Source organism: Chitinophaga varians, from assembly GCF_012641275.1.
Taxonomy (GTDB): domain Bacteria; phylum Bacteroidota; class Bacteroidia; order Chitinophagales; family Chitinophagaceae; genus Chitinophaga; species Chitinophaga varians_A.
Window position 1 is genome coordinate 1157043 of record NZ_JABAIA010000001.1, and the last position, 25828, is coordinate 1182870.

The 25828-nt window shown below is 49.0% G+C and carries 15 protein-coding genes; 8 read left to right on the forward strand and 7 right to left on the reverse strand.

The genetic code is table 11. The features are described from left to right. Positions 1–5 precede the first annotated feature (5 nt). The 6 genes from rpmA (at position 6) to HGH92_RS04680 (ending at position 4963) form a co-directional block, all read left to right on the forward strand. The gene (rpmA, locus tag HGH92_RS04655; RefSeq protein WP_078672044.1) at positions 6–284 is read left to right on the forward strand and encodes a 50S ribosomal protein L27; all 279 of its coding nucleotides are present in this window, start codon (positions 6–8) and stop codon (positions 282–284) included. A 64-nt stretch (positions 285–348) separates the two neighbouring features. Further along, positions 349–744 carry a hypothetical protein gene (locus HGH92_RS04660; protein ID WP_188103555.1) on the forward strand — a complete coding sequence of 132 codons (396 nt, stop codon included), beginning with the start codon at positions 349–351 and terminating at the stop codon, positions 742–744. Between the two features lie 522 nt (positions 745–1266). Further along, positions 1267–2955 (forward strand): helix-hairpin-helix domain-containing protein, encoded by a 1689-nt coding sequence (locus HGH92_RS04665; protein WP_168869584.1) that lies wholly within the window; start codon positions 1267–1269, stop codon positions 2953–2955. Beyond that, complete coding sequence (locus tag HGH92_RS04670) at positions 2952–3692, forward strand: PrsW family intramembrane metalloprotease (protein ID WP_168869585.1); 741 nt, start codon at positions 2952–2954, stop codon at positions 3690–3692. The genes HGH92_RS04665 and HGH92_RS04670 overlap by 4 nt, the downstream gene beginning before the upstream one ends. A 130-nt stretch (positions 3693–3822) precedes the next feature. Next, complete coding sequence (locus tag HGH92_RS04675) at positions 3823–4458, forward strand: DsbA family protein (RefSeq protein ID WP_168869586.1); 636 nt, start codon at positions 3823–3825, stop codon at positions 4456–4458. Between the two features lie 10 nt (positions 4459–4468). Continuing rightward, on the forward strand, positions 4469–4963 hold the full coding sequence (locus HGH92_RS04680) for a GNAT family N-acetyltransferase (protein ID WP_168869587.1): 495 nt from the start codon (positions 4469–4471) through the stop codon (positions 4961–4963). A 278-nt stretch (positions 4964–5241) separates the two neighbouring features. On the opposite strand, the gene HGH92_RS04685 is transcribed toward HGH92_RS04680, so the two are convergent. From HGH92_RS04685 to HGH92_RS04700, 4 genes are read right to left on the reverse strand one after another with little or no spacing between them, the layout of a single operon-like run. Further along, positions 5242–7728 (reverse strand): Calx-beta domain-containing protein, encoded by a 2487-nt coding sequence (locus HGH92_RS04685; protein ID WP_168869588.1) that lies wholly within the window; start codon positions 7726–7728, stop codon positions 5242–5244. Positions 7729–7764: 36 nt separating this feature from the next. After that, complete coding sequence (locus tag HGH92_RS04690; protein ID WP_168869589.1) at positions 7765–9966, reverse strand: OmpA family protein; 2202 nt, start codon at positions 9964–9966, stop codon at positions 7765–7767. Positions 9967–10000: 34 nt separating this feature from the next. Beyond that, positions 10001–10915 carry a type IX secretion system membrane protein PorP/SprF gene (locus tag HGH92_RS04695; protein WP_168869590.1) on the reverse strand — a complete coding sequence of 305 codons (915 nt, stop codon included), beginning with the start codon at positions 10913–10915 and terminating at the stop codon, positions 10001–10003. Between the two features lie 35 nt (positions 10916–10950). Beyond that, the gene (locus HGH92_RS04700) at positions 10951–18267 is read right to left on the reverse strand and encodes a Calx-beta domain-containing protein (RefSeq protein WP_168869591.1); all 7317 of its coding nucleotides are present in this window, start codon (positions 18265–18267) and stop codon (positions 10951–10953) included. A 487-nt stretch (positions 18268–18754) separates the two neighbouring features. On the opposite strand from HGH92_RS04700, the gene ahcY reads away from it, so the two are divergent. Beyond that, positions 18755–20083 (forward strand): adenosylhomocysteinase, encoded by a 1329-nt coding sequence (ahcY, locus tag HGH92_RS04705; protein ID WP_168869592.1) that lies wholly within the window; start codon positions 18755–18757, stop codon positions 20081–20083. 220 nt (positions 20084–20303) lie between these two features. After that, entirely contained in the window at positions 20304–21038 is a 735-nt protein-coding gene (locus HGH92_RS04710; protein ID WP_168869593.1) for a pyridoxine 5'-phosphate synthase, read from the forward strand. A gap of 371 nt (positions 21039–21409) precedes the next feature. Here the strand turns inward: HGH92_RS04710 and lon are convergent, their stop codons facing one another. The 3 genes from lon to HGH92_RS04725 all read right to left on the reverse strand — a co-directional run bounded on the left by lon (position 21410) and on the right by HGH92_RS04725 (position 25712). Then, positions 21410–23812, reverse strand: coding sequence for an endopeptidase La (gene lon, locus HGH92_RS04715; RefSeq protein ID WP_168869594.1), 2403 nt, complete (start codon positions 23810–23812; stop codon positions 21410–21412). A gap of 270 nt (positions 23813–24082) precedes the next feature. Continuing rightward, the gene (locus tag HGH92_RS04720; RefSeq protein WP_168869595.1) at positions 24083–24691 is read right to left on the reverse strand and encodes a porin family protein; all 609 of its coding nucleotides are present in this window, start codon (positions 24689–24691) and stop codon (positions 24083–24085) included. Positions 24692–24803: 112 nt separating this feature from the next. Next, the gene (locus HGH92_RS04725; RefSeq protein WP_168869596.1) at positions 24804–25712 is read right to left on the reverse strand and encodes a hypothetical protein; all 909 of its coding nucleotides are present in this window, start codon (positions 25710–25712) and stop codon (positions 24804–24806) included. Positions 25713–25828: the final 116 nt, after the last annotated feature.

Here is a 25828-nt window from a genome sequence, read left to right on the forward strand (position 1 = left end):
ATACAATGGCACATAAAAAAGGTGAAGGTAGTGTAAAGAACGGCCGCGATTCCCAGAGCAAAAGGCTCGGAGTAAAAATCTTCGGTGGTCAGCCTGCTATTTCTGGTAACATCATCGTTCGTCAGAGAGGCACCGTTTACCATCCCGGTCAAAACGTAGGTGTAGGTAAAGATTTTACCATTTTCGCATTGGCAGATGGTGTGGTTGAATTCAGAAAAGGTCGCGAAAACAAGACTTACGTTTCTGTTAAAGCATTTGACACCACTGCTCAGGCAGAAGCCTAATCAGTGTTAGCCATAAAGTTTTTTTATACCCAATATTTTTTTACTAACCCAAATTCAAAAAACAATGGCAACAATTAAAAAAGCAGCTGCTAAGAAAGCTGCGCCTAAAAAAGCTGCTGCTAAGAAAGCTGCTCCTAAAAAGAAAGCTGCTGCTAAGAAAGCCGCTCCTAAAAAAGCTGCTGCTAAGAAAGCCGCTCCTAAAAAGAAAGCTGCTGCTAAGAAAGCCGCTCCTAAAAAGAAAGCTGCTGCTAAGAAAGCCGCTCCTAAAAAAGCTGCTGCTAAGAAAGCTGCTCCTAAAAAGAAAGCCGCTGCTAAGAAAGCCGCTCCTAAAAAGAAAGCCGCTGCTAAAAAAGCTGCTCCTAAAAAGAAAGCTGCTGCTAAAAAACCTGCTGCTAAGAAGAAAGCTCCTGCTAAAAAAGCACCAGCTGCTCCTCAAGCACCAGCTGCTCCGGCAAACTAAGATCGGATTTACAAAATGTAGTTATAAAGGTCCCGGCTTCTACGCCGGGATCTTTTTTATTGCCCGCTTGCAGCGGTCCCAGGGCTTCAGCCCTGGGCTACGTTGTGTTGTAGTTTTTCTTTTACGAACAACCCTTAGTTCATACTTAGATACTGTTCTTTGCAGCTTGAAAGCATTTTAGCATTTTTCACCTGTTATTGTACCGTGACACGGTTTTCCTGCCCGTCATAAATGTTTTCTCTGATTTAAAGCTATTCCTCCTGTATTTCACGCCCCCTCTACACGGTTTCCTTCCACAATAAATGTCTTTTCTTTGGCTTAAAGCTATTCCTCTGTATATCACTGCTACATACACCATTTTCACACTACAATAAACCTCTTTCCTGATACCAGCCTGTTTCCCTGATACCCAATACTCATAACCATATCCCTCCTGAAAACCCTCCCCGAAAAAACAGCACGGCACAAAACGTAGCCCAGGGCTTCAGCCCTGGGAATGCATGGAATTCGTATTTTTACCACATGGACAATAATTCAATAGCCGATAATTTCTCCCTGCTGTCCAAACTAATGGACATCCACGGAGAAAACAGCTTTAAAGCCAAATCCTTTGCCTCTGCAGCTTTCACCATCGAAAAACTGCCGGCACAACTCAAAGACACGCCACGCGACGAGATATTCCGTATCAAGGGCATCGGGGAATCTACCGGGAAAAGCATCCTCGAAATGCTCGACACCAGCAGCTTTTCCCTGCTCACCAATTACATCAGCATCACCCCGCCCGGTATCCTCGAAATCATGAAGATCAAAGGACTGGGACCGAAAAAAATAGCGACCATCTGGAAAGAGCTGGAGATCGAATCGATGGGCGAACTGCTGTACGCCTGTAACGAAAACCGCCTCCTGTTGCTCAAGGGCTTCGGCGAAAAAACACAGGAAAACGTCCGCCAGAATATAGAATTCTATCTGTCTAACCGCAACCGCTTCCTATATGCGGAAGTGGAATCCATAGCAACGGACCTGGAAAAACAACTACAGGAACTGCTGGCACCTGCGCCTGTGGCACTTACCGGCGCTTTCCGCCGCCAGGAGGTGATCATCGATGAATTGGAATTCGTGATCGCGGCCACACCGGAAACATTGCGGGAGCACATGGCTGCCCTGCCAGGTTTCACCCCCGGCGACGCCAACGGCGCTGATCAGGTATGGAAATATAATGATAAGCTCAATGTGGTCACCCACGCCTGTGAGGCCGACGATTTCTACAGTACCCTCTTCTGCACCACCGGCGCGCCCGCTTTTATTGATAAATTCAATGCCGCAGGCGGCGCTGCCCATATCCGCAAAGCTCCCTCTGAAGAAGCTATTTTCAGCGGCGCCGGCATGGCCTATATACCACCCTGCCTGCGCGAAGGACAGCACGAAATTGAACAGGCCCGCCTACAGCAACTGCCTACACTCATTACCCGGGCGGACATCAAAGGTATCATCCACTCCCACAGCCAGTGGAGCGATGGTGTGGACACGCTCGAAGAAATGGCCGTTGCCGCCAAAAACCAGGGCTTCGAATACCTCGTCATCAGCGACCACTCCCGCTCGGCGTTTTATGCCAACGGCCTGAGCATCGAAAGGGTGATTGCACAGCAGGAACAGATCGATGAACTGAATAAAAAACTGGCGCCCTTCCGTATCTTCAAAAGCATTGAAGCCGATATCCTCAACGACGGCACGCTGGACTATCCCGATGAGGTGCTGGCCCGCTTCGATCTTGTCATCGCTTCTGTGCACTCCAACCTGAAAATGACGGAAGAAAAAGCAATGGCCAGAATACTGAAGGCCGTTGAAAACCCCTATACCACCATTCTCGGGCATATGACCGGCCGCCTGCTGCTGAGCCGCAACGGCTATCCTGTGAATCATAAAGCAGTGATCGATGCCTGTGCGGCCAACAACGTGGTGATAGAGCTCAATGCACACCCACGCCGGCTGGATATCGACTGGACCTGGCTGTCCTATGCGCTGGAGAAAAAAGTGCTGATATCCATCGATCCGGACGCACACAGCGTTCAGGGATACCGCGATGTGCATTATGGTACGCTGGCAGCTCAAAAAGGAGGAGTCACCAAAGCCAACAATCTTAGCAGCTTCAGTGTTGACATGCTCGATAATTTCCTGCAGGAACGCAAAAAACAAAAAAATATCCTCTCATGATGTTACTGGCGCTGGCCGTAGCCCCGGGACTGGCTATCTGTCTCCTGATGTTTATAGTGGACAAATACGACCCCGAACCGGTTGGCCTCCTGCTGAAAAGCTTTCTCCTTGGCATGGCTTGTGTGGTCATGCCGCTGCTGTTTCAGGCGCTCGCTTCCATGTATGGATTCCGGGAAACCAATACAAGCCTCTTTGATACGGCCTTCTTTGCCTACGGCATCGTAGGCCTCTCTGAAGAATTCGCCAAATTTCTGGTGCTGCGCTTCTACGCGTATCCTAAAAAAGCGTTCAACGAACCACTCGATGGTATCGTGTATGCGGTGATGATCGGAATGGGCTTTGCCACACTGGAGAATATCGCTTATGTCAGTCAATTCGGCTTTGGCACAGGCGTGGCCCGTATGTTCCTGTCTGTGCCTGCCCACGCCACTTTTGCCATACTCATGGGATATTATGTAGGACTAGCCAAGTTCATACCGGATCAAAGAAACACGCTCCTGCTCAAAGGCCTGCTGATAGCCGTGTTTTTCCATGGTTCCTTCGACTTTTTCCTGTTCTCCGGTAACAGCATCCTGGCGCTGGGCGCAGCGGTATTTACGCTGGTCATCGCAGCCAGACTGTCTTACAGGGCTACCCGGAAAGACATGATGCTGTCGAAAAAACTGTTTCACCGGCACTTTGACAAAGATGCGATAGGCCCCTCGCCGCTCGACGGGGACGAAGATGATTTGCTCTAAATCAGGAACTGCCCTGTAAGGGATAACATATAACACGTCAATTCAACCCGGAGATTAGTTATCTTTGCAGCGACTTGCACATTTTCCAACGGCTAAGCACAGCTAACCGCGAAAAGCTAAATGCCTGTTTATGCGCTTTATATATGTCTATGATCCGCTTTGTGGATGGTGCTACGGGTTTACACCGGTAGTCATGCAGTTTCAGCAACTGCACAGCGGCGACATGGAATTTGATATCCTCTCCGGCGGTATGATCGTAGGAGACAATCGCCACCCGTTCTCTACGATGGCGGCCTATATCCAACGGGAGCACACCAACGTGGAAGAAATGACCGGGGTAAAATTCGGTAGCGCTTTTCTCGAGAAACTGCTGCCTTCAGAAGAAATGATGGATTCAGAAAAACCATCAGTCGCCCTGACCGTTTTTAAGGCCTATCAGCCTGAAAACGCCATCTCCTTCGCTCATGATATGCAACATGCGCTTAACTATGATGGGCTAAGCCTTAACCTTGACGCTACCTACCGGAAACTGGTCCGAAAATACAGCCTGCCGGAAGATGAATTTATTGACCGGCTGCATAATGAACACCTGCGGTATGAAACCAACCAGGAGTTTCAACTGGTGCAGAACTGGGGTATTACCGGCTTCCCCGCCGCCATTCTGGACACAGGCAAACAGCTGTATCTATGCGCAAGAGGATATACACCGCTCGACAGGCTGCAACAAACAGTCGATAATATTATTGAGGAAAGTAACCGTTTATAATACACAAACCATGTATCGCGTAAAATCAACAACAGTAGCCGACATTCCCGTTATACAGGAGTTGACTGAAAGAATCTGGAGACCAACTTACCAACGCATCCTCGAACCTGCACAGATCGATTATATGATCGATATGATGTACAGCACTGCCGCTCTTACCAAACAGATCGCGGAGTTAAACCACAAGTTCATCATCCTGCAGGACGATAAAAGACCTATCGGCTACGCATCTTATAGCACTACCGATACGGAAGGTGTCTATAAACTGCATAAAATCTATCTCGACAGCAGCTACCAGGGCAAAGGCGTAGGCCGCTTCCTGCTGGATACTGTTATCCGCCAGGTAAAAAAATTAGGTGCCACCATCCTCGAACTGGATGTGAACCGCTACAATAAAGCCCGCTTTTTTTATGAGAAGATGGGATTCTCCACCTATAAAGAGAAAGATACCGATATCGGTAATGGTTATCTGATGGAAGATTACGTAATGAGGAAATCATTATAAAAAAAGAGCCCGGTAAGGACATACCAGGCTATTCCCAAGTTAACCATTAAAAGACACAACTCTTTTATCTTTAGTTATTTTATTAATTCCTTCTACCATTACCTACGATAAACGGATTATCGTGGATTTACAAATAGTAAAAAAAGCAGCATCTTTTATATTTTAATATAAATGATGCTGCTTTTAAGTTTATTAAAGAAAATTCCCGCATAGAGGACTATGCGGGAACGTAGGTGTTGCCTGAAACAGCGTATATCGGTTATTGATTCAAGCCGGGTTTACTTGGTAGCTGTCAACACGGTCCCTTCTTCGTTATCATCATCATGGATAACAGCTATGGCCTTGTTCAGTTTCAGCTCGGGAGAGATTTTCAGCATACCGGCATTGTTAGCGGTGGTCACGTCACGCAGTTTCACGGCTACAACAGCGTCCGACTCTTTGATACGGTCGTTCACCACGGCCACCTGGATGTCTGTTTCGCTGAAAGCGCAGTCACCGGTGATTTTCACCATGTCGCCGTTCATGATCACGAACTTGCGGCCATAAGCGGCGGCACTTACGGAATCCACTCCAAAGTAGATATTGATATCGCTGCCGGTGCAGTTGGTCTGTACAGAGCCATCAGCAGCTTTTACAAGGATACATTTGAACATGCTTACCGGCGCGGTAGCAGACTCGTTGGCGTCTGTCAGTTTTACCAGCGTGATATGCGCTGCCTGGTCCTGGATATACTGGGAAGCGGAAATAGAGGTCACATCGCCATTATAGCCCACGACAGCTTCGTTTTCCGCTTTGATTTCGCTGAGTACCAGTACTACGGTCTCGGCCAGTTCAAAACGGTTATCGTCTTTTACTTTCACAGACAGGCTCGCAGTGCTGGCGCCATTGTCAATAACAAAGGGCGCTTTGATGCTGCTGACAAAATCCGCACCCGGCAAAGCGGTGCCATTGCCGAATTTGTAGGTCAGCTTAACCGGCTTGCCGGTGGCGTTGACCAGTGGCGTGTTGTCGCGTTTGAACAGGCCCGCAGAGAATACCACATCGGTATTAGGCTCTGCACCGTTAGTGCCGCCAATGAATTTCACCATGGCCGGCTGATCAAGGATAGTCACCTCACCTTTGGCTTTGGTAAGATGCAGGTCAGACGCGTCCATGATTTCTACATGGAAAGACTCTTTACCTTCCAGCAGGTTGTCGCTTTTCACGGGTATCTGGATGGTTTTGGAGATAATAGCGCCTGCGGCAAATTCGGAAGGCACGAAGGAGATAGTGCCTTCTGTGATATCGAAGTCACCCTGGCCGGCGCCATCTTTATGCGGGATGGTTTTGTAATGTACATTCACCGGTGTACGCACACCATTGCTTCTGAGGAAGCCGGAAAGCGTGATGGTCAGTGAAGCGTTAGACAAGCCATTGAGCGGCTCAGACACAGCGATATCGTTAACAGACACGCCATGGCTGATTTTGATGATACGGTTACCGTCTTCATCACCACCGCCGGCTGCCAGGATTTCGCCGGAAGGACTCATCAGCAGGGACGCAAGCGTGGTTTTAGTATCGTATTTGCCCAGTTGTTTGTCGAACATCAGTTCTCCGTCAGGCGTCAGTTTAATGAGGCGGTAGCCTTCTTTGGTCACCACACACATTTCATCATCTTCGGTGAGCAGCAGATGCTGGAATACGGTGCCCAGGTTTTTGTTGACCACCTGTGTGCCGTCCGGCAGTAACTTCACGATCTTACCGGTATTCATGCCGATGTTGCCACCAGCAGCCACCACTTTGCCGTTTTTACCTACTTCCAGCGCATACAGGGCGGCGTCCACTTCCTTGTTGAACAGCTCTGTACCATCAGGACGCAGTTTTACGATACGGCCTTTGTCTTTTTCTTCCGCGCAGGCGAAAATCTGGCCCAGGTCATTCACCTTCATGGCGTTGAACTTGCCGTCTACGGTGCTGTATTCTTTATCGAATACCACCTGGCCTTCGGCGTTCACTTTGGCAATACGGCTGGCGTTGCCTGTGCCATAAGCGCCACCGCCCATCGCCAGGATAGAACCGTCTTCCAGCAGGAGCATTTTTTCAAATACAGCGCCGGGCTTACCAAAGCTGAGGTCAAATTGTTTTTCGCCTTTACCGTCTACTTTTACCATAAAAGCTTTACCCTGGCCATCTCCTACGTCACCACCAACAGCCACAATATTTTCGTCTTCGTCGATTAATACGTTTGTAAATACGTTGTGAGCACCAAAACCTTTGTCAAACTCGATCTTGCCATCAGCAGTCATTTTGGTGATGCGCGCCTGTGCAGGCTTGCTGCCGTCTACACCAACGGTGATGTAGTTACCATGACGGTCTGCAATGATTTTGGTGAAATAACCACCCTGGCCATTACCGATACTTTTGTCAAATATCACTTCTCCGGTGGCACTCAGTTTGGTGATACGGGCATTACCGTAGGCAATAGTGCCGCCGCCTACCGCCACCAGTTCATTTTTAGGCAGCAGTAATAAGTCCTGGTAAGCTACCAGCCCGCCTTTGTTTAAACGGGTATTGTAAATAGGATTTCCCGTGGAGGATAATTTGGTGATACATCCGTTATCCAATCCACCGCCGATAGCAACAATGGCATTGTTCTCCGCAATGGCCAGTTTCCGGTACTGGTTCTTGGGAGCGCCCATGCTTTTGTTGAACACAACTGGCATTTCCTGGGCAAAGGCCTGTGAGCCTATTCCCAGTAACAGCATTAGTGATGCAATCTTGTTCATTTTGTTAGTTTGATATACGCAATAAAAAAAATCGTTTTACTGTATGGTGATCTCACACCGCCTGTTCACGCCCTGTTGCAGGATGAACTTCTCCCGGTCAGCATCCAGTTTATACTGACTGGCAACCAATACAGGCCTGGTAGAACCGAAGTAGTTGATACGGATGCGACCGGCTTCTACGCCGCGACTGAGCAGGCATTCCTGGATATACACCGCCCGGTTTTTCGACAGGGCGAGGTTATATTTCTCTGTTCCGATAATGTCAGCATGCCCGTTAACGATGATCATCCGTTGGGGCTGGGCTTTCCAGATATAAAAAATGGAATCGAGCTTGCTCCATTCCTTGTCCTGTGGTATGTAGGAATTAAGGTCGAAGTAAACGGCCCCTGGCACGCTCCACAGGGATACCTTTGTACGGGCGGCACTGTCGGCGGATAACGTATAGGCGCTCACGTGAATGACCGCACTGTCTGCCTGTATGTTATTTTTTACGGTTGATGAAGAACGCCCCGGCGCAGCAGCTGTCGCCTGCCGGCTGAGCTGCTCCGGCTGACTGCTCACCGTCCGCTGCCCATAGTCAGGCGCGGCAGTGGCATTGCCCGTTGCAGCAGTTGTGGTCGTTGCAACCGCTGGTGCGGGATGAGCCAGGTTCTGCCACGGTATCATCTCCGGAGAACTGTCTACTATATTATCTGTATATTCTTTTACTTCACGGACAGGCGTGCTAACGGGAACGGCTGTACTGGCCACAGCGGGCGCAGCAGGCTTAACTTCCGCTTTTGCAACGGGAGCCAGGTTATCATAGGTTTTATCCCCTACTAAAGTCAGCTGTGGACGGTTGTCCGTCTGCGTCATGGTATAAGGCACTTTGTCTTCGTCATTTACCGGCTTGCCGGGATAAGGCAGTCCCAGTTGTTTCAAAGGATTTTTCTTCAGATTCAGCACATAGATATGGTCATTATCATGTACACCGGAACGGTCCGATGTAAAGTATAATAACAACTTGGATTCGTCCAGCACTGCGTTCAGATCATCAAACTGGGTATTCACAGGATAAGGCAGGTGTACCGGCCCTTCTTCTGCTTTCGACAGATCGATCATGAATATATCCAGTCCGCCGAAGCCCCGTAAACCGTTGGAAGCAAAAAACAATTTATCTCCCACAATAAACGGATACAGTTCGTTGCCGTTGGTATTTACCTTCGGGCCCATGTTCACAGGCGCTTTCCAGCGTTTCTCCGCTTTATCCCAGTCAGCGTAGTAGATATCTGTACCACCCTGACCGCCAGGCATATCGGACGCAAAGTACAAACGTTTACCATTTGATGCAACTGACGGATGCAGGAAAGACGAGGATTCTGAAGATTTACCCAGTTTTACCGGCACCGGCTTGCTCCACGTGTCGTGATTTTCCTGGTAGGTAGAGGTCAACAGCTGCGTACCGTTGTTATAATTAATGAAAGAATTTTTATCGTTTTTAACATCGGTAAACCGGTTGGAGGTGTAAATCACCCGTTTTCCCTGATCATAGAAAGAAGCCGGTCCCACCTGTAAGATGCCTTTCAGGCTATTGTTGAACGGCTCAATCCCATCTTCCGAGATCATGTACAGCCTGGAGTTGGTATAGAAAGACTGGGCTTCATTCTTCTTAAAATCATTGGAAAGAAAAACGATATTGTCTTTATACAGGGCCAGTCCGTACTGGTATCCGGGCAAGCTAAGCCGGAGGCTGTCTGCTTTTACGTTCCGGAGAGAGTCGCGGTTAAAGAAGTTATAATAATTCACCAGGGATTCCTGGAGGTTGGTGAAGCGGGCGTTGTTTTTATAATTTTTGGCATACACTTCACTGATCTGACGTGCTTTTTCCACTCTTCCGGTGCGTTTCAGCAGATCGATATAAGTGGTCACATCGGTCACCAGTACATCATCACTGGGTTTGTAGAGCAGCTCATCGTAAAGGCTGACAGTTTTTTCAAACTGCCGCGTTTCAAAATAAATGCGGGCCAACTGGAACTTCGCCTGCCGGCGGGCAGCGTCGTCGCTCGTATTGTTAATTACATCGTTGCAGAGCGATATGGCTCTTTCATATTCCTGTCTTTTAAATGACCGTTCTGCCCTTCTTACTTTAGACATGCTGCCCATACTACCGGAGGTATGGTCTTTAACAAAAGAGCAGGAACCAGTCATGATCAGCACACCCAGGAAAAACACCAGGCGGCCAACTTGGTAATTTCGCATTCGTTCCGTGAATCGGGTTTTCATAACATTTTTTTTAGAAGTACCGCGGGGCCACCACTTTCCATTTGGACCAGGAAAAACGATAATTGATCATTACTTCGTGGGAAACTGTTTGTGCGCCTTTCAGGTTTGACTGCATCGGGGTATCGTAAGAATAGCCCAGTTGCAGGTTTTTGTTCAGCTGCACTTGAACAAGACCGGTCATCGTTTTTTCGGAACGCCAGGATGCGCCCAGCCATACCAGATTTTTTAAAAGAATATTTGCATTGAGGTCGTACTGCACGCCGGTGCCTTTTACTATCCTCAATAACACATTGGGTTTGAGTTTTACGTTGTCGTTAATGGTCAGAAGGTATCCGGATTGAATAAAGTAATGTGATTGCACCACTACTTTGTTGACACTGTTGCCCAGGTCAAAACTTTTAAAAGTGGGAGAAGAGATGCCGACAAAGAAGTGGTCGGTAAACAGCATGAAACCGAAGCCCACATCTGTTTTCCAGTAGCTCTGGTTCTGTGCGAACACCGGATCGGAAGTAGACAGGGAGGCGTTGTCTTCCCGGAACTGCGACATGCCGGCTTTTAAGCCCATAGCGAGGTATAACTTTTCGTTTAGCTTTACCCGTTGGGATATATTAAAATGCACGCCTGTCTGGGAGTTGACGGTGATCTTCTCATTCATCAGCGACACGCCCAGGCTGGTATTGGTAGCCTTTAGCGGCGTATAAAAAGAAGCAGTGGCTGTTTTAGGGGCGCCATCTACGCCCACCCATTGGTTACGGCCTACGGCAGTAAGGCTGGAAGACTCGTCCATGGAAGGGTACGCCGGGTTAATGATCATCCCGTTAAACATATACTGGGAGTAGATCGGCTGTTGCTGCGCCCACCCTTTCAGGCAGCAGCAACAGCACATGACAGCAATCCCTAAAGCTTTCATAAATCGCTTGTTCATAGGTATCAGCTTGAATATTTTTACCAATAATGACCTCAACGTTTGATGACAATAAATCCTGTATACCGCTCTACCTTGCCGTCTACCCAGATTTGTATCTGGTAGAAGTAGGAGCCATCGGGCACATCAGCACCTGACTGGCCGCCGGTATTGGACTTGCCTTTGAAACTGTTGGATTTATTATCGTAATTACTTGTTTTATACACGGTACCGCCCCAACGGTTAAACACCACCACTTCATTTTTCGGGAACTTCTCGATGTTCTGGATGTACATCAGGTCATTGCCCTGTCCATCGTTGTTCGGAGAGATGGCAGGATGTACCTTGATCTTACCGTCACGTCCGTCGAGGTAGTCGATTTTCCTATTGTTATCGAGATGGAAGCGGCTTACAGCATCCGGAACACCGTCGCCATCAGAATCGAGGTCGAGGAAGTTGGGGATACCATCGCCATCTGTATCATCGTCAAACGGATCGCCGTTGCCGTTAATGTCTTCCTGTTCGTCTGTCAGGCCGTCGCCGTCCGTATCGCAGGTCTTACACATCGGGTCGTCATTGAGGATCACGCCGGTGGCCTTAACCGGGTCACCCAGCACCGGAGTATTCTGACCGGAAGCCACAGCTATGGTCTGCATTTTCACGATAAATGTTTCGTTCTGTTCAAAGGCGTCATCCCCGATGATGTTCACCACTACAGCCCCTTCGGTTTGGAACGCAGGTATCTTCGCCTGTTTGATGGTGTTGTCGAAGTCAACGCCCGGTGTGGCTTTGAAGTCCAGATAAGGATAACTTACCCCTTCTGTGGATTCTTCAAAATCATAATTGATAGTGATGTCCCTGGAGCTTCTGCGGTTCATTTTCACCACAAATCTGAGCGGTGTGTTTTCTCCTTTGTTTCCTTCTTTCACGCTGAATTTATCCGCAGCAAAGGCTAGTGTCAGCGGGTCATTGTCATGAATCACCGTTTGTGCGGAAGCGTTAGCCCCTGCTTTGTAGATGGGCGTACCGCTGCCACTTACGTATGGCAGGATGGTTGTTTTCAGGAAGCCGTCATCATCATTGGTATCATTGTCTACGGCTGTCAGGTTGAAGTCCTGTGAGGTGCTGTGCGCCGGTAACACAACGGTGATGGTATTGCCATTCACCGTGGCGCCGGCAGCGGTGAAGCTGCGTGCGGCATCCTGTTCCACCTGGAAGCGGACAGGCAGGTCACGCGCGGCGGTGTTCACCGCACGGATGCTGAAAGTAACCGGTTTACCTTCGTCTACCGGCAGTCCGTCGTTGATGATGGACACTACCAGCGTATCGTTATCATGTATCAGCACATCAGCCTGGGATTGGGCTGACAAAGGCCAGGTGACGCCCGGGATATTGCCTGTGATGGTTTTCAGCTGTATCTGCACATTTTCATCGCCTTCTACAATAGTATTGTCAATCGGGTCTACCAGGATATCAGCATAATTCTTACCGGCAGGGATCACAACGGTGCCGCTGAGTTTACGGTAGCGGACATCCGGTGCGGCGTTGCCGCTCACCTGGTAGGTCACGGTCACATCTTTCACGGCCGACACGTTAGTGTCTGTGAAGTGTACCCTGAAATAGCCCGGAGTATTGGGTTCGGACGCATCGGCTGTTTTCTCTGCCATCATTTCGCGGGCGGTGGCTTTAGGGCCTGTAGCATAACTTTCATCATCAAAGACTGTCATGCGCGCCGTGTCTAGGTCATTCACATCAAAACCGATGTTCTTATTGAACCGTTTCATCTGTGCCAGCATCAGGGCTGCTTTTACTTCTTCGTCCCCTTCGATCACCAGGTTGTCTATCACATTCACGGGAACGGACACACTGTTTTGTCCTGTCGGGATAGTGGCGGAAGTCTGTATCGGCGCGATGTTGGTAGTGCCGGCTATGCTGCTGATGTAGAATACTACTTTTACATCGGCGGCCGCGGTGGCGGTACCCGGCAGTTTAATGATGTAGGCGCCATTGGTAGCTGGCTCCGCGGCATCTTTGTCTTTTGCCAGGTGTACGCTCATATCACCGGTTTCCGGTATCAGTACCGGCGTCGGCTGAATAAGGGTGTAACCCGGTGTTACCAGCTGGGCGGTCAGTTGCAGCGTCTCATCTCCTTCCAGCACATTGTCATTGGTCATCTGCAGCGTATATACTTTATTGTTAGACAGCGCAGGCAGTGTTACGGATGAAGGCACGCCGCTATAGTCAGCGTCGTCTGCGGTGGAGGCTGCGTCGCGGGTAATATTGATGGTAATGTCTTCTTCAGAAGAAATCAGGCTGTTCACAAATCCCACTTTCACAGCGGAAGTGCTGCCTTCATGAAGCACGGTAGAATCGATCTTCACCTGCACTTTCAGGTTGTTCGGGTCCAGGCGGGTCACATCCTGTATGATCAGGTTGAGCGTATCGCCCTTCATACCGTTCATATTTTTCGGTGAGGCCACCAGTTGCAGTAACTCGTCTTTTTCTATGATGTTGTCTGTCTCCGCATGTACGGAGAAGTTCACGTCCGGTTGCAGGGCGGGTATTACCACCTGTGACGGCAGCCCGCTGTAGTCGGTCGTTTTCGCCTGTGTACCGGCACCGGCATACAGGGAAATGGTAATCGGCTTGCTGGAGGTAACACCTGGCGCCAGGGAAACTTTGGCGGTATAGGTATCACCTTCTTTTACGGCAGTACCAGGCGTTACCGGGATAATGTGGATATAACCGGTTGCCGGGTCGTCATGCGTTCTATCCAGGATCACCACGGTATCCCCCTGCACCGGCATGTTCACATCTCCGGTAGTACCGGTAAGAATCACCGTTTCATCGTCTTCCAGGACCAGGTCCTTCACTGCTTCCAGCAATACCGGGTGCGCGGCGCCGGTGGCCAGTTTCGGGATAGTGATCGTCAGCGGAAAAGGCAGCGGTTTATAGTCGATGGCGTCAGCGGTGGACGCGGCATCTTTATTAATGGTCACCACAATCGGGAAACCAGCCTGCCAGCCATTCGGAAGTTCTACACCGATGGCAGCTCCTGCGCCGCCTTCATCGATGGCCGCCAGTGAGCGGGTAATCCTGATCGGAGCTGTCAGCGGATACTGCGCATCGTCAATATTCACTTCAAAAATATTGGCGGTATAAGGACTGATACCGTCTGTGGCGGTGGTGGTGATCTCGAATTTCTCAGGGCCTTCCACCAGGTTGTCGGGTTGGATCTTCAGCGAGATCGTAGTATCGTTAGCGTTATTAAAGGAGAAGGCATTGCTCAGGAGGTAATCCGCGCCTGCTTCTGCAGCACCGTTGGTCTGGACCAGTGTGAGGCTGACAGGCACCTCTGTGGTAACGCCTGCCGGCAGCGCGATATGTACGGAACCATCTTCGCCTTCTTTTGCATGCAGCGTTTTATACGGCGTAAGTGTCAGTACCCGGTTGGCGGCAACGGTGCGGGTAAGGTCCTGTATTTGCAGGTCCAGGTTGTTCACAGTATAACCCGCCAGTGTGGCGATGAGCTTCAGCGACTCGTCTTTCTCCAGTACCTGGTCAGTATTGGTCTGGATAACGTCGAAGGTATGTGTTTTGTCTGTCTTGTCCAGTTCCAGCAGCGTGTTGATCATGGAATAGTCGTTCTTAGCGAGACTGGCTTCTGAAGCAGGGTCTATGGCTAATTGTACAGCTACCTTTTTGGCAGATGTATACAAACGGCTAACGGTAACGCTTAGCTTCTCTCCCTCCGGTATCAGTGTTTTGCTGGCGGTGAGGGTGATTTTCCGCGCATCCGGTTTATCGATGGTGCCGTCAGCGATATGAATAGTAGTGCTGGTAACAGGTAATGTGGTGTTACCAGGGTTACCGTCAACGATCAGATCAGCGTCATCGTCCAGCACATCATTGTCTGTGGCCAGCACCTGCATGGAGGCAGTGCCGGTGGACTGGATGATGAGCTGTTTATTGAGAATAGCGGTATGGCGGTCGTCTGTGGCAGTGGAGCCGCTGTTTTTCACCAGCTGTACGGTCAGCGGGATGGCCGATTTCCAGTTGTTGGGCAGCGTGGCTGTCAGCGTAGCGCCGGTTGGGTCGCCTTCTTTGATGGTAGCAGGCGTGCTGCTGAGTATGATCGGATTGGTGGCCAGCAACGGGTATTCCAGGTCATTGATGGTAAAGGCCAGCGTGGCGGGATCGATGCTATAGGCAGTGCTGTAGGCATCGGTAACCGCCGGCGTGATGGTCAGGGTTTCCTGGTTTTCTACCAGGTTGTCCTTCAGAATGTTTAAAGTAGCTACCGGCGCCGGTGTGGCGGCAGTGATCTGAAGCGGGCCGGTCAGCGTATAGTCGTCTACGGTAGCCGTGCCGGTGATGGCGCTCAGGTCCACATTAATGGGGATTTCTGTGGTAACGCCGGCGGGCAGTGTAGCCGTAATAGTGGTACTGTTGTTTTCGGTGATGGTGGTCTGCGGAACGGCCAGGGTCACTTTGGTATTCGCGGTGTTCCTTCTGGTGGCGTCATTGATGGTGACGGTAGCACCGGTAATATTATGATAGATAGCATTGGTACCGGTAATGACCAGCGCTTCGTCTTTCTCGATAATCATATCGGGCGTGGCTGTCAGCACATTGGCCGGTGTGGTATAGGTACCGATGGTGTTTGCCGGTAGTTCGATCTCGCTTACCAGCGTATAGTCTGATGCGCTGGCTTCTGTGCCGGTGGGATTGGCAGCCAGTGCTATTTTGATATTTTTAGCGGAGCTGTAGCCACCGGACATCGTGATGGTAAAGGGCGTGGCCTGGCCTTCTGTCAGCGGAGTGGTCACGGGCGCTATTGCCAGGGTCACTCCGGAGGCATCCGTTTTATCGTGGATGTTGAGCGTTACATCTGCACCGGTAGTTATACCTGGTATGGAGGTGGCCGCCGGGGCGGCGTGGATCACCAATGTACGGTCGTCTTCCAGCACCAGGTTGGCTGCTGCCGTGATGGTCTGTGGCACAGATGCTTTTGCACCAGCAGGTATGGTCATGGAACCAGGTAAACCGGTATAGGAACCTGCTTGCGCGGTGGTACCGGCAGCAGTGGAAATATCGAAGTTCAGTGCAATGTCGGTGGCAACGATGCCGGCGGGTAGTTCTATCCAGCAATTGGCTCCGGTGGCATTGCCTTCATCAATATCGTTGGTGGAAAGACGGAGTATAGCCGGCGCCGTGAGTGGCAGCTGTGCATCTTTAATCGTGATGGTTGCCGGTGTCAGTTTAAACGCAGTCGCGCTGCCGTCGGTAACAGTACCGGTAAGGACGATGGTTTCATCTCCCTCTATCCGGCCGTCGTCTATCAGGTTAAGGGTACCGCTGACAGGGGTACTGCCATTGATAGTGTTGGCAGGTATGGTCAGGTTATAATCTGTATTGTCTGTAGCGGTGCCGCCTTTTGCGAGGGTAACCGTAATGGGTATGTCTGTAGTTACACCTGTAGGCAAACTTACATTAACGATACCGTTGGTATATCCTTCCTTAAATGTCAGCGCAGGATAGGCCGGGTCTGCCGGGGTAACGGTAACGCCTAAGGTAATATTTTCGTCGTGGTTACGGGTATCGTCCGTAATGGTGATTACCGGTCCGGTAGCTGTTTTAGCAATGCCCAGCACATTGGCATCACCTTGTATTTTGAATGTCTCGCTGGCTTCCAGTACCAGGTCCGGTTTGGCGGTGATCTCGATATTGGCGCTGCCTGTACCGTTAGCGATCAGCACTTTTTTATCCATGGTGAAGTCCAGGTCCGGTGTGGCGGTGTTACCGCTGACAACGGACAGGTCTACATACGTATCTTCAGTTACGGTGGTGGTGCCGGGCAGGGAGATGGTGCCTACCAGCTTTGGATCACCTTCTTTTACGGTGGTTTGCGTAAAGTTGATGGTCAGCGTGCGGTCTTCATCATCAATAATAGTATAGGTCGCTTGTTTGTTGGTACCGAGTTGCACCAGTGCGTTACACGCGATGTTCTGCAACTGTAGCGTGAGCTTGCGGCTGTATTCCAGTTTATCATTGCCTTTGATGGTCACGTTGGTAACACTCACGATCTGATTGGCGGCTATGGTATAATCTTTAGCCGGAATGATGAAGCCCATTTCATAGGTGAAGTCCTGGTTTTCCACGGCAGGATGTTGTTCACCGGGAACAGCCACCACTTTCATTTCTGCGTAAACGGGCACGTCGAGCTTACCGCCGGTCACTTTCAGTTTCAGGCTTTGCGGCGCGTGGTTGTTGCCGGCATTACCTTCATTGTCACTGGCGTCGCCGGCAAATTCAACGGTAACGGCCGTATTGTTATTGGAGGTAAGCCCCTGAACGGCCGTGGACATGGCGTCGTAATCCGGGTAGGATGTAGGCGGTGTAGCGTTAAGGTCGCCATAGCCTACGGCAATACGGGTACCAAATGTCTTGTTGGCCAGTTTGTTTCTTAGTGCTGTCTGCACGCACAACATCCTGTCAGACGCATCAGCATAGGGAGTGGTGACGTTCCAGTCATATGGATAGGTGTTCAGAGGACTGCTTCCCTGATACGCTCCCGGGAGGTCTGGCCGATTGGGCAAAGTATAACTGATAAACCCGGTAGATTCAGCAGAAATAAACGCGTGAGTGTAAGGCTGTGATACCCCACAATTTGCAGGGTTATGGTAAGCGCCTACATATTGGGCTGTTTTCGTCGTAACGTCAATGATTTTTCTGAACCCCATGTTACAATACCCGGGGATACCCGCTTGGTAGTCATCGCCCGGATCGTACACGAAACCAGGATTCTGTTGCATGGCGAGCCTTTCTTCCTGGTAAATCATCAGGTCATACCCAATGTTGGCGCCATTGAAGGAATAGTCTACCGTGAAGTATTTATTGGGAGCTATATAGGTGTAGAGGCGGGTAACATAAATGAGTGCTTCGTTGTCTGTTCCTCCCGTCGGTTTTTTATCATATATTTTATTAAAGACAAAAACCCTGTAAGGGGATGCAGCGGATCCATTACCGATGACGGGGGAAATATAACAAACGGTGGTATCGAGACTTTGCAGGTCTGTCATGGGGCTGGTACTGTGTTTCACCCGGATGTAGTCGCCGTATCCCTTCTGGCCGTTGGCCACATAAGAATCTGTTTTACCATTGCGGAACACCTGGATTCTGCCGGTGGCGTCCATTTCCAGCCGGAGGCCGTCACTGGCCGTATTGCCGCCGGTGCTGTTGATCACGCGGGTAGCGGGCAGTGGTGACTGCGCCTGTATGCCGGTGCATATCAGCAGGAACAGGAACAGTAATGTTACGCAACGCCTTAGCATGGTTTTGCCTTCCGGCAATAGCTGCTGCTTCGTTTTCATAGAATGGGAAAGGACTAACATATGCGTGTGTAAATTTCTATTTATACATATAGATTTAATCAAAATGTAAAAAACAGTCCTTTGTAAAACCTATATGCCTCGTAACTGGCTCTCCCGGCAAACTTTTAAACCTGAATACTCCATAAGCTGAAGCTGAAAAACCTTGCGTTGCCGGCAATTATCTGATATCAATACCCAGGGATCGGGGAAGAATAAGACACACTAATTGCGCTTACTATGATGGTAAATAATTGCTCATACTCTACTTACTGTTCTTTACCACTAAACAATTAAATATTAAATCATATATTTTAATTAGCAAACTTATAACATAATTTATATTAAATCAAATTAAATTTGATTTGTCGCGGGAGAGATCGCTCTAATGGAATGATTAACAAAATTTTAGGGGCTCACTGCGATATAGAGGGGGGTGTCATTATGTTAAAAGTTAAAATAAGCCTAGATTTGCACAAAACTTTATTTAATGTCTACAATTGCGAAATCCAACATCGACTTTAGCCTTCCGTATAAGGTAAAAGATATGTCGCTTGCGGCCTGGGGTCGTAAAGAGATAGAGCTGGCAGAAGCCGAAATGCCCGGTTTGATGTCATTGAGAGAAGAATATGGCGATAAAAAGCCCCTGAAAGGCGCCCGTATTGCCGGTTGTCTGCATATGACCATCCAGACTGCCGTACTGATCGAAACCCTGGTACACCTGGGTGCGGAAGTACGCTGGAGCTCCTGCAATATCTTTTCCACACAAGACCACGCCGCCGCCGCTGTAGCTGCTGCCGGTGTTCCGGTATTTGCCTGGAAAGGCCTGAACGAACAGGAATTTGACTGGTGTATTGAACAAACCCTGTTCTTTGGTGGCTCAGACCGCCCGCTGAACATGATCCTGGACGATGGTGGTGACCTGACCAACATGGTACTGGACAAATACACTGAACTGATCCAGCATATCAAAGGGCTGAGCGAAGAAACCACTACCGGTGTTCACCGCCTGTACGAGCGCATGAAAAACGGTACTTTGCCTATGCCTGCCATCAATATCAACGACTCTGTTACCAAATCCAAATTTGACAACAAATACGGTTGCCGCGAATCCTGTGTAGACGCTATCCGTCGTGCTACTGACGTGATGATCGCCGGTAAAGTGGCTGTTGTAGCTGGTTTCGGCGACGTAGGTAAAGGTTCCGCTGAATCCCTGAGAGGTGCAGGCGCCCGTGTAATCGTTACTGAAATCGATCCGATCTGTGCTTTACAGGCTGCCATGGAAGGTTATGAAGTGAAAAAAATGAACGATGCCGTTAAAGAAGCAGACATCATCGTGACCACTACCGGTTGCCGCGATATCATCAACGGCGAACACTTCAAACTGATGAAAGATAAATGCATCGTTTCCAATATCGGTCACTTCGATATCGAAATCGACGTTGCATGGCTGAATAAAAACTACGGCCACACCAAAGTGGAAATCAAACCACAGGTTGATAAATACACCATCGATGGTAAAGATATCATCCTGCTGGCCGAAGGCCGTCTGGTGAACCTGGGCTGCGCTACAGGACACCCTTCTTTCGTAATGAGCAACTCTTTCACCAACCAGACACTGGCCCAGTTGGAACTGTGGCTGAACTCAGACCAGTACGAAAACAAAGTATATGTACTGCCTAAACACCTGGATGAAAAAGTAGCCCGCTTACACCTGAAAAAAATCGGTGTGGAACTGGACGTGCTCACCCCTGCTCAATCCGAATACCTCGGCATTCCGGCAGAAGGTCCGTTCAAACCAGACTACTACAGATACTAGTAGGTTTCAATTACGAATTACGAATTACGAATTACGAATTACGAATTACGAATTACGAATTACGAATTACGAATTACGAATTAAAAACGCGAAGACCTGAGCGAATATACATTTGCTCAGGTCTTTTTATTTGTCAGGGTTATTGATGTATACTGCGATCAAACAGCCCTCATTCGTAATTCGTAACCCGTAATTCGTAATTGATTAGTATTTTTGTGGCATGACAAAGCTGAGCGTTAATATCAACAAGTTTGCTACCCTGCGCAATGCACGGGGCGGCAACCTTCCGGACATTCTTAAAGTGGCACAGGATTGCGAACGGTTTGGCGCTGACGGTATTACCGTCCACCCCCGCCCCGACGAGCGCCATATCCGCTACCAGGACGTAAGAGACCTTAAACCCCTTGTCACCACCGAATTTAATATCGAAGGATACCCTTCCAGGGATTTTATGGACCTCGTACTGTCTGTAAAACCACACCAGTGTACCCTGGTGCCCGATCCACCGGACGCCATCACCTCCAACACCGGCTGGGACACTATCCAACACCAGTCCCAACTGAAGGAAGTGATCAGTGAACTGAAAAAAGCCGGTATCCGTGTTTCCATATTCCTCAATGCCGAACCTGATAAAGTGGAAGGCGCCAAAACCGCCGGTGCAGACCGCATAGAGCTGTATACCGGTCCTTACGCGGAAGAATATACGAACGCCCGTACACAACCGCAGAACCTCCAGCTGTTCAACGATTATAAAAATACCGCCCGCGAAGCCACCAACATCGGACTGGAACTGAATGCCGGCCACGACCTGAACCTGGACAACCTGCGTTTCTTCAAACTGCATATCCCGCAACTGAAAGAAGTGTCTATCGGCCACGCCCTCGTAGTGGACGCCCTTTATTATGGCCTCGAAAACACCATCCAGCTCTATAAAAGACAACTGGCAGACCACTAATTAATTCCCCAGGCTAAAGCGCTGGGCTAAGATATCTTTCAGGCTTTTTAACAGGAAGCAAATTGAATAATAAAGCCCGGGGCTTAAGCTCCCCGGGCTTTATTATTTTCCCGGTTTTTTAACGGGAAAGAAATGGAATAACATCCTAAACATTAAAGCCATTCCGCTGAGAGGAATGGCTTTAAGAACCCTTAAAACAATCAACATGATGCTCATATCGGGGTCACAACAAAACCGATATGAACTTTTAAAAAATTGCTGCCAGGAATGGCAACAAAATGCCTTTATACTAAAACTAAAATATGCTCGCTTTTATAAAAACGAGGCCGGCAGTCATAAAAGTTTTAACCAGTAATCACTGCCTTTCCCGCCTACTTCTTTAATAACGCTATTTCCAGCACTTGGTTCATTTCCTTTACATAATGAAACTTCATGCCTTTGATATATGAAGGATTTATTTCCTTTATATCCTTCTCATTCTGCCAGCATAAGATAATTTCTTTGATTCCTGCCCTTTTGGCGGCCAGAATTTTTTCTTTCAGGCCTCCTACCGGCAGCACCTGCCCTCTCAACGTTATCTCCCCGCTCATCGCCAGGTAAGACCTTACCTTACGCCCGGTGAATGCGGAAGTCAGCGCTGTTAACATGGTGATACCGGCACTGGGACCGTCTTTCGGTACCGCGCCTTCAGGAATATGCACATGCACGTTCTTCGTATGGAAGATTTTCGGGTCCAGCTTCAGCTCCGCAGCGTGGGACTGTATATAGCTCAATGCAGTCACCGCCGATTCCTTCATCACGTTGCCCAGGTTACCCGTCAGTTTCAGTTCTCCTTTTCCTTCACTCAGGCTGCTTTCGATAAACAGTATCTCCCCGCCTACATAAGTCCAGGCAAGACCTACGGCCACGCCGGGAGGATTGCCCACTTTATAGATCTCATTGGAATATCGGGGTTTGCCCAATATCCGCTCTACATCTGCATCAGTAATGTTTTCAGGTACTTTGCGCTCCATGGCCACTTCTTTGGCCAGGTTACGCATAATCGCTGCAAAGAGCCTGTCCAGCTCCCTTACACCGCTCTCACGGGTATAATCCGCAATAATGTGCTCAATGACACCATTACTGAGTTTAAACTTGGTGTCCTGAAGACCGTGCGCCTCTTTCTGTTTAGGCAACAGGTGGCGTTTGGCGATCTCTGTTTTTTCCTCGATGGAATATCCGCTGAGGTCGATGATCTCCAGCCTGTCGCGCAGCGCAGGGTGAATAGCATTGATATTATTGGCAGTAGCGATGAATAAAACCTTGCTCAGGTCAAATTCCAGCTCCAGGTAGTTATCGTAGAAGGTGCTGTTCTGCTCGGGGTCCAGTACTTCCAGCAGGGCTGAACTTGGATCGCCGCGCAGGTCGTTGCCGATCTTGTCAATTTCATCAAGGATCATGACAGGGTTGGCAGATTTGATTTTGCGGATAGACTGTATCACGCGGCCCGGCATAGCGCCGATATAGGTTTTGCGGTGCCCTCTGATCTCGCTTTCATCGTGAAGGCCGCCAAGGCTCAACCGCACGTATTTACGGCCTACTGCATTGGCGATAGAGCGTCCCAGAGAGGTTTTACCAATACCCGGAGGGCCTACGAAACACAGGATCGGTGATTTCATATCCCCTTTCAGCTTCAATACGGCCAGGTATTCCAGTATCCTTTCCTTGATTTTCTCCATGCCATAATGGTCATGGTCCAGTATTTTCTTCGCCTTTTTCAGGTCGTAGCTGTCAGTGGTGAATTCGCCCCAGGGCAGGTCCAGCATCAGGTCCAGGTGGTTGTACACCACGCTGTAATCCGGCGTGCTGGGATGCATGCGTTCCAGTTTTTCTATGCCTTTGGCAAAAGCTTCCGCTGCGGCCGCAGACCATTTCTTGCCTTCTGCTTTGCGTTTCATCTCCTTCAGCTCACGATCGTTGGCATCACCGCCCAGTTCTTCCTTGATGGACTTCATCTGCTGTTGCAGGAAGTAGTCACGCTGTTGTTTATCAAGGTCGGCCTTGGTTTTATTGGTGATTTTGTTCTTCAGCTCCGCCAGCTGCAGTTCTGTCTGCAACAGTTTCATCAACAGTTCCGCGCGGGTACGCAGGTTATTGATTTCCAGCAGCTGCTGTTTGTCTTTCAGGTCTGAGTTAAGATTGGAAGACACGAAATGCACAAGGAAAGAGGCATTCTCAATGTTTTTGAGGATAATGCTTGCTTCTGAAGGCAGGTTGGGAGACAGTTGGATAATTTGTGCTGCCAGGTCCTTGATGGAGGAAATGTAGGCTTCAAATTCCGAGTCGTCTTCTGCGGCCTCGTCCTGCAACAGTTCCACCTGGGCTTTGAAATACGGGTCTTCCGCAACAATTTCTTTTATCTTGAAGCGCTTGCGGCCCTGAATGATGATGGTGGTGCCACCATCCGGCATTTTGATCAGTTTCACAATGCGGGCCACCGTACCTACCTCACTAAGATCGGCCACATTAGGATCTTCGATGGTACTGTCTTTCTGCGCCACCACACCGATCAATTTGTCAGCCTTGTATGCGTCGTTAACTGCCTTTATGGATTTATCCCTGCCCACGGTAATGGGTAAAACCACACCGGGAAACAGAACGGTATTGCGTAATGGTAATAATGCCAGTTGGTCGGGGATGTTGTCTTCCTCCTGACCTTCCCCGTCTTCATTCAAAGGGATAATAGGCATAAACTCCATTTCATCTTCTGAATTTCCTAAATAAAATCTGTTCATCTGAGATATTTAATGCCCGAAGGACATTCTGGCAGAATATGCTGCTGAGACCTTCGTTTTTTTATGCACTACTACCTTGTCAAGTTTGGTGCCAAGTGACGATGTGTCACATTTATGTGAATATACAAAGCAGTGAAGGGCTAAACAATCTGTGTTGATAAAAAAAGCGAAGATCACGTTGAAGATAGTACTGTTTTGAAACAATCATATACTATTCTCCAATGTGATCTTCGCTTCGCGGCGTCTTGGCGTCTTTGTTGCCTGGCGTAATTACAGGGTCACACCCACACCCAGCTGAATGCTCTGGTTTTTCCAGTTGCTGGTGTTGGTAACGCTTTCGATACCTTTTACGTCATTGAAGCCAATGATGTAACGGGCGCTGACATTCACGATTGGCAGCTGCAGCCATAAACCGGCCACACCGGAAATTTCGCCGCCTTTAAAGGCTGTATTGGCAGCACCAAAAACTTTTCTGTCGCTCACCAGTGCGCCGAACTGAGGACCTACCTGCAGTTTGAGACGGGGAGTTCCCAGGTCGATATTTGCGAGCAATGGAATGCTCAGGTAGTTCAGGTTGACTTTTTTGCGGTCATCTGAAGTACTTACGTTTTTATAGATGTCACTGAAATTATCAGTGGTTTCTGTTTTAGTGGAAGAAAAGATCACTTCACCCTGCACACCAAAACCTTTTACCAGGTTTAACTGTGCGAAACCACCCAGGTGGTAACCTAATTTAAATCCGTCCTGAAATCCGGAACCATCCAGTTTTCCAAGGTTGGCGCCACCTTTAATACCAAAGCGCAGTAATTTTTGCGCGCTAACAGAGGTGGTAACAGCGGTCATTGCAAGCAGTGCAACGGCGAGAAACAGTTTTTTCATAATTGTATTGTTGTTAGTAATGGTTAAAATTATAGACGCCCGAACAGTAAAATACCCCTACGTTATCAGGGGAGATTCCCTAAATACAAATTCCGTGCTATTGTTAAGAAAATCAAAAACTGTAAGACAGGCGGGCGGTGAAATAGCCCATCAGCTGCGTGTCTGCGCCGGTCAACGGCTTAAAAACAGTGAAGGAAGGAGAAAGGGTAAATTGATTAAACAGGTAGGAAACATTAACAGTGCAATCAACGGCACGGGCTTCAAAACCAGTATGGTCTTCATAATTGATGACCTTTCCCGGGCGCATTTTATCTAGTTTCATTTTAGAAGAGCGTGTCAGGTAACGGAAAGCCGCCAGCTGACTGTAATAATTGGCCGTGCCTAATGTCAGTGACAGGGAAGGCTGCAACAGCAATGCATCCCGGGAACAAAGCACTGCATCGAAAATAAAAGGATGCCGCACCGTGGCGATCACATTAAAATCGCTGCCGGTCACCCTTTCTCTCAGGCGGGCCGTATTGCTGGAATAGTTTCCCCAGCCATAATCCAGACTGACGCCCATGTGCAGCCACCACTTACGGTAATAAAAATAGGAGAACAATTCGTTGTTGATCGGCGTGGCCGGAACATCCGTAGAATCATTAAAAAGGTAACGGGTATACGAAATGCCGGTAATAAAATTTCTGTTCTTCGTATAGTCATAACCTGCAGTGAAGTCCCATTCAAACCAGTGTTTTTTATCTGTATCAAACAGATAATAACCGCTGGCACCTGCAAACAGGCCGCTTTTATGGTACCATGTCAGCGAGGGGGAAAGGTAAGCTTTCATGACAATAGGCTGGTCAAGGTTGACCGTCTTACTACCGTAGGCAGGATTGTTGCCATAGCTCAGCGCGGCCACTATTTCACTCTTCTGCTGTTTGTTCAACAGTGAATCCAACTGTCTTTCCAGGTCGGCCAGGGACTGGCCTTCAGCGAAAACACTGCAAAACAGTAGCAGACATGTCAGAAATACGCGCATTGAAAAGGAGATACTGCACACAATATAGCATATTTTGACATTTGGGCATTTGGATATTCGGTGACCGGGCTATTTATGGCGGTGAGTTCCCCGTGGCGCTTTGTGACTGAAAAAAA

What these genes read in the sequence shown, in the direction of transcription:
- rpmA (WP_078672044.1), top strand. Translation starts at nt 6, where the DNA reads ATGGCACATAAAAAAGGTGAAGGTAGTGTAAAGAACGGCCGCGATTCC.
- HGH92_RS04660 (WP_188103555.1), top strand. Translation starts at nt 349, where the DNA reads ATGGCAACAATTAAAAAAGCAGCTGCTAAGAAAGCTGCGCCTAAAAAA.
- HGH92_RS04665 (WP_168869584.1), top strand. Translation starts at nt 1,267, where the DNA reads ATGGACAATAATTCAATAGCCGATAATTTCTCCCTGCTGTCCAAACTA.
- HGH92_RS04670 (WP_168869585.1), top strand. Translation starts at nt 2,952, where the DNA reads ATGATGTTACTGGCGCTGGCCGTAGCCCCGGGACTGGCTATCTGTCTC.
- HGH92_RS04675 (WP_168869586.1), top strand. Translation starts at nt 3,823, where the DNA reads ATGCGCTTTATATATGTCTATGATCCGCTTTGTGGATGGTGCTACGGG.
- HGH92_RS04680 (WP_168869587.1), top strand. Translation starts at nt 4,469, where the DNA reads ATGTATCGCGTAAAATCAACAACAGTAGCCGACATTCCCGTTATACAG.
- HGH92_RS04685 (WP_168869588.1), bottom strand. Translation starts at nt 7,728, where the DNA reads ATGAACAAGATTGCATCACTAATGCTGTTACTGGGAATAGGCTCACAG.
- HGH92_RS04690 (WP_168869589.1), bottom strand. Translation starts at nt 9,966, where the DNA reads ATGCGAAATTACCAAGTTGGCCGCCTGGTGTTTTTCCTGGGTGTGCTG.
- HGH92_RS04695 (WP_168869590.1), bottom strand. Translation starts at nt 10,915, where the DNA reads ATGAACAAGCGATTTATGAAAGCTTTAGGGATTGCTGTCATGTGCTGT.
- HGH92_RS04700 (WP_168869591.1), bottom strand. Translation starts at nt 18,267, where the DNA reads ATGAAAACGAAGCAGCAGCTATTGCCGGAAGGCAAAACCATGCTAAGG.
- ahcY (WP_168869592.1), top strand. Translation starts at nt 18,755, where the DNA reads ATGTCTACAATTGCGAAATCCAACATCGACTTTAGCCTTCCGTATAAG.
- HGH92_RS04710 (WP_168869593.1), top strand. Translation starts at nt 20,304, where the DNA reads ATGACAAAGCTGAGCGTTAATATCAACAAGTTTGCTACCCTGCGCAAT.
- lon (WP_168869594.1), bottom strand. Translation starts at nt 23,812, where the DNA reads ATGAACAGATTTTATTTAGGAAATTCAGAAGATGAAATGGAGTTTATG.
- HGH92_RS04720 (WP_168869595.1), bottom strand. Translation starts at nt 24,691, where the DNA reads ATGAAAAAACTGTTTCTCGCCGTTGCACTGCTTGCAATGACCGCTGTT.
- HGH92_RS04725 (WP_168869596.1), bottom strand. Translation starts at nt 25,712, where the DNA reads ATGCGCGTATTTCTGACATGTCTGCTACTGTTTTGCAGTGTTTTCGCT.